The following is a 4,948-nucleotide window of genomic DNA, read 5'->3' on the forward strand; positions in this document are numbered from 1 at the left end:
TATATGCGATTGCCCTGGTGTTCGCGCTGGGACATTATCTTAGGGCTTTGCCCCGATATCCCAAAAGATATTCCCTATGACGAAGCTGTTGACAAGTGGTGGGAGCAGAAAAAAGACGAATACTGTTCCAAGCACTTGTAGTGCTGTTGAGTCTGCTTGCAAAAAGGCCATGGGGCCAGGTTGTTACATCGCAGGTACTCCCTGTCTTGCGCCATGTGAAATTTTGAAACAAGAATGTATGAAGAAAAAGGATCAGACTTGTGGCTGCGATAATTAAAAAGAGGTTTGTCCTATGGTTGTTAGTTCTGGTTGCCGTGGTGCTTTCATTTACAGTGGGTCGGAATTATCAAGAGTTGGTCTCAATGTACGACCAGTATGCTTTGTTTATGAACTTATCTGGTGACTACATAAAGGAGTTCAACGAAACTCTAGGTGCTTTTGATACTGAGGAAGCGAACCAGGCACTTAGTCAGCTCAATCAGAGAGTGCTTAATGATTTTGGTTGTTCTTTCTGGATACATCATGTGGCAGATATGAATGACCACGATCTAGAGGTTTTTAAATCTGCAATACAAGATGCCTTCGATAACGTTGGGTCGGGGGGAATTGTTGACGAAGAGTGCTTGAATAATTTGCGCGAGATCGATTTGTTGAAATAAAAACTCAAAATACAAGAGGGAAGAAGGGGACACCCTAGATTTGACTTTGATCAAAAAGTGGCTGTCCCCTTTTGATTGAAATATCTGTGGAGGCGATTGTTCAGCGTAAATATATGGATAGGTTAGCAAGAGAAAAAGAGGTTGCACGGTTAGATGGTTTACTTAATGGGGTTTCAGCATTCAGTGGGAAAATAAGAGATTATTCAGCTTTTTCTTATCTTCTTGAAATCGAGCCGAATGTTTCTGTTGAGTTGCCTTTGAGAAAATTTTTTACACCCCAGGCTAATTTAACTTTTTCGGGGATGGAACACTTAAAGGGTGGTATTCGAGATCTAGAACACGCAATTCGGCATTATCTTGTGAGGGATGCATCTTATACCAATGCTGATAGCTTATTAAGCTTACAGAAATATCTATCTTTCAGAGTTATGGAGCAGGTTTCTATGATTTTGGGTGAGGATAGGGACGTAGAAGTGTTGAAAATGGTTGGTGAATTTGACACTTCTGCATCGGAGAGTGTGTTCTTTTGTCTTCGAATGAAAAGCACAATTCTCATATTGCAGTTCAATAACGATATTAACTTCAAGAGGCATCAAAAAAAAGCAAAGAATAGGACATCCAGTGCGCCGGGCTAAGCCGGCAAAAGGTTGGAGGTGAAATTCCTCTACTCAGTAAGGGTTAGCGACCCGCTGAGACTTCGAGTCATGGGCGGTTGTCCGTAAGGGCAACGGTTAAGCGTTGACAGAAGCATGTATAGGCTCAGTATTGAGCTCCGAAATCACCACCTTGAGAGTGTGAATACAGAAGAATGCTGGGATGCAGTACATGAATGGTTAGATGTTGGAGGAAAGTGTGATAAATTAAAAGCTAGTCCTTCCATTCGTTACCAATGCATAAAATGTGCTAGAGCATTTCAGGTAACTTGTGTTGATTTAAATCCAGAAGACTGTAAAAAAAGTACTAAAAAAGAAGAGGATTGCGATAAAAAAGAGAATACTAGTTTATTAGATGAACTCTCACCAGAGGAAAGAGCAGCATATGAAGAGTGGGATAAAGCAGGATCAAAAAAAGAGCCTTTTTAGAAAAACCTGTATTATTTTGTTTTTTTTATTAATTGCATGCTTATTTTTTATTGCAGGCTTTTATGCTGCAAAAAAAGAAGCTAGTGAGCTATTATTAATAACCAATATTGAAAACGAGGAAAACCTATTAACCTATAGTATTTATTTTTCAACTTTGATTAGAGAAAATAAACACATAGAAGCCATTAAAGGCTATGATAAAACGATGTATTTAAATTTTGGTGTTATAGCCAACTACTTAGATATATTAAATAATAATTCTTATGCTTGTGATAATACTACAGTAAGAAAGTTATTAGAATACTACAAAAAATATAATCCTATAATGTACAAGGAGTTAAATCAATCATGTTATGACTTACAAAAGAGAATAAAGAATAGGACATCCTAGATTTAATATCGATCAAAAATCAACCAGACCTGCAGAGTTATCATATCGACTTTAAATTGATCAACTTTGTGTGGAGGTCTAAGGATGACACGGCCACGAAGTCAGTTAGTCAGTTAGTCAGTTAGTCAGTTAGTCAGTTAGTCAGTTAGTCAGTTAGTCAGTTAGTCAGTTAGTCAGTTAGTCAGTGTTCAGGATACACCCTATTATCATTGTATTTGTCGCTGTGTTCGCCGAGCATTTTTATGCGGTGATGACAGGATAACCGGCCAAAATTTTGATCACCGAAAAACCTGGCTGGTTGAGCGACTCACAGCGTTAGTCAAGGTTTTTGCCATTGATATTTGCGCTTATGCCGTGATGTCAAATCACTATCATTTAGTGGTTCGCATCGATGAGGAAAAAGCAAAGCAGTGGACGGATGATGAAGTGATTCGTCGCTGGCGAAAGCTCTATAAAGGCCCTCCCATGGTTCAACGTTATTTAGCCGGGGCAAAACTAGATAGCGTTGAATCCAATGTTGTGAATGATATTGTTCAGCAATGGCGTGAGCGACTAACGGATTTATCCTGGTTTATGCGCTGTTTAAACGAACCTATTGCACGCTGGGCAAATGATGAAGATGGTTGTAAAGGGCGCTTTTGGGAAGGACGTTTTAAAAGTCAGGCACTATTGGATGAAGCCGCATTATTAACCTGCATGAGTTATGTAGATTTAAACCCTGTTCGTGCAGGAGTCGCTGATATACCAGAAGCATCGGACTTTACGTCAATCCAAGCGCGAATGGTGGCCTGGGCCAAACGGAAACAGAAACCCCAGCTGAAAAGAAAACCTCGAAGCCAGACCTTTGTGCGAAAAACAAAACTGCCTAAGCAAACCCTACCTGTCGTACCCTTATTACGTTTTTCAGGCCCTGAAAAGCAGGGTAAAAAGACAACAATACCCTTTACGCTTAAAGACTATTTGCAACTGGTTGATTGGTTAGGAAGGGCTATCCGTCATGACAAACGGGGCGCGATCAGTGAACAGCAGCCTCCAATATTGGAGCGATTAAATATCAATAAAGATGAACTATTGGCTTATGTGAGTCAAAAAGAAAAGCGCTTTATTGATGTGATGGGTACAGAAAGTAACATGCAAAAAACAGCCACTCAATGGCAACGTAAATTTATCAAAGGCATTAGACTTGCCCAGCAGTTATTTTCTTCAAACGCCATTCAATATGCCTAGCTTGATGACTGAAAAACACTATGCCAACTCAAGCACTTTAAAAGCCTGTTTTTTTACCGTCTCCCGTCTTCTGATCATACTTAAATAAACAATAATAATATGCCAATGTGGAGTCTGGTAAGACAAAGTCTGTGTAACGTGCGTCGAACTGTTTGCCGCACGGATGCGGCAACCAAGCCTCCAGGGAAGGATTTACGGCGTGTTCAACGCACGTTACACAGGCTTTGAACAAAGGTGCTTTAGAAACACCATATGCAGTTGTCCTGATCAGTTAATCAGTAACACTTATTTTTATAAATCATAATATTTTTCCGATAGAAATAACTTAATACCTTTTAATTTCATAATAGTCCGTGCCACTGGTCTTTTTTTATAAAAAATTACTTTCCATAACCTAATGTGTAAACATTAATCATCATTAGTTTATAGCTATTTTTAAGTATACGTTCAATTATGTAAAAAATTAATGATAGCGGAAAATATATTAATTAATCGTTTTTGACAACGTGGAGAAATATGCATGTCAGGTAAGGTGTAGTATTGTGCATATTGTATCACTTCTCATTTCTTTCATAGTTGCATTGTCTATTAGTTTGCATACTTTTGCGGACGACCCTTTATGTGCTGTGGTCAAAATAGAGATTGCCCAAGAGCTGACACTGGAACGACAAGCATTTAAAGCCACCATGCGCATTACTAACAGCTTGGACACGCTGGCCTTAGAAGATGTCAATGTGTCCGTATTTTTTAATGATGCGGAGGGTAATCCAGTCACAGCTACCTCTGATAGCGCTAAAAGTGATGCTGCATTTTTTATTCGTAAAGACATTGAGTACGGCATCAGTAATTTAAAAGAGGAAGTTGATGGTAAAGTGGCGCAAGGAATTATTCCCGCAGCGTCAAAGGGTGAAATTCACTGGTTAATTATCCCTACGGCTGGGGCTGCAAAAGAGACTGCGCATGGACGTTTATATTATGTGGGTGCAACGCTTAATTACACCTATGGAGGAAAGTCACAGACGGTCAATGTTAGTCCTGATTCTATTCTGGTAAAACCCCAGCCTAAATTGCGCTTAGATTATTTTTTAACTCGCGAGGTGATTGGTGATGATGCTTTTACATCTGAAATAGAGCCTCCAGTCCCTTATACCTTAGGCGTAAGAATCCTTAATACGGGTGCAGGTATTGCCAAGCATATTGCGATTGAATCGGCACAGCCACGCATAGTCGAAAACAAACAAGGCTTACCCATTGGCTTTGACATTATTTCCAGCTATGTCGGTAACCAACCTGCCGAACCAACACTCCTGCTTGGGTTTGGCGACTTAGCTGCAAATACAGCCAAAGTGGGCCGTTGGCAAATGGAAACCAACCTCTCCGGTATATTTGATCGCTTTAGTGCCAGCTTTACTCATGCGGATGAATTAGGTGGTGAATTAACTTCATTACTTGACGCTACAGAAGCTCATTTTCTAATACATAACGTGCAGATGGACCTTCCTGGTCGAGATACGATACCTGACTTTTTAACCATAGCGGGCGAAACCATCCGCCTATTTGAATCTGAGGTAACGGGTGAGGTGGCAGAG

At 40.1% G+C, this 4,948-nt stretch carries 5 protein-coding genes and 1 pseudogene; all 6 read left to right on the forward strand.

What is annotated here, in order from left to right; genetic code table 11:
• Window positions 1-260 precede the first annotated feature (260 nt).
• Window positions 261-659, forward strand: coding sequence for a hypothetical protein (locus KCG35_RS23585; RefSeq protein WP_215822309.1), 399 nt, complete (start codon window positions 261-263; stop codon window positions 657-659).
• Window positions 660-730: 71 nt separating this feature from the next.
• On the forward strand, window positions 731-1,294 hold the full coding sequence (locus KCG35_RS23590) for a hypothetical protein (protein WP_215822310.1): 564 nt from the start codon (window positions 731-733) through the stop codon (window positions 1,292-1,294).
• Between the two features lie 159 nt (window positions 1,295-1,453).
• Window positions 1,454-1,741: a hypothetical protein gene (locus KCG35_RS23595; RefSeq protein WP_215822311.1), complete on the forward strand. Its 288-nt coding sequence runs from the start codon at window positions 1,454-1,456 to the stop codon at window positions 1,739-1,741.
• Window positions 1,698-2,132 (forward strand): hypothetical protein, encoded by a 435-nt coding sequence (locus KCG35_RS23600; RefSeq protein WP_215822312.1) that lies wholly within the window; start codon window positions 1,698-1,700, stop codon window positions 2,130-2,132. The genes KCG35_RS23595 and KCG35_RS23600 overlap by 44 nt, the downstream gene beginning before the upstream one ends.
• 357 nt (window positions 2,133-2,489) lie before the next feature.
• The gene (locus KCG35_RS23605; RefSeq protein ID WP_230409343.1) at window positions 2,490-3,359 is read left to right on the forward strand and encodes a transposase; all 870 of its coding nucleotides are present in this window, start codon (window positions 2,490-2,492) and stop codon (window positions 3,357-3,359) included.
• A gap of 542 nt (window positions 3,360-3,901) precedes the next feature.
• Window positions 3,902-4,948 (forward strand): annotated as a pseudogene (locus tag KCG35_RS23610) (calcium-binding protein); the annotation flags it as partial.

Origin of the sequence: Zooshikella harenae, from assembly GCF_018837975.1 — a bacterium.
GTDB lineage: Bacteria > Pseudomonadota > Gammaproteobacteria > Pseudomonadales > Zooshikellaceae > Zooshikella > Zooshikella harenae.

What these genes read in the sequence shown, in the direction of transcription:
- KCG35_RS23600 (WP_215822312.1), top strand. Translation starts at nt 1,698, where the DNA reads ATGAAGAGTGGGATAAAGCAGGATCAAAAAAAGAGCCTTTTTAGAAAA.
- KCG35_RS23605 (WP_230409343.1), top strand. Translation starts at nt 2,490, where the DNA reads ATGTCAAATCACTATCATTTAGTGGTTCGCATCGATGAGGAAAAAGCA.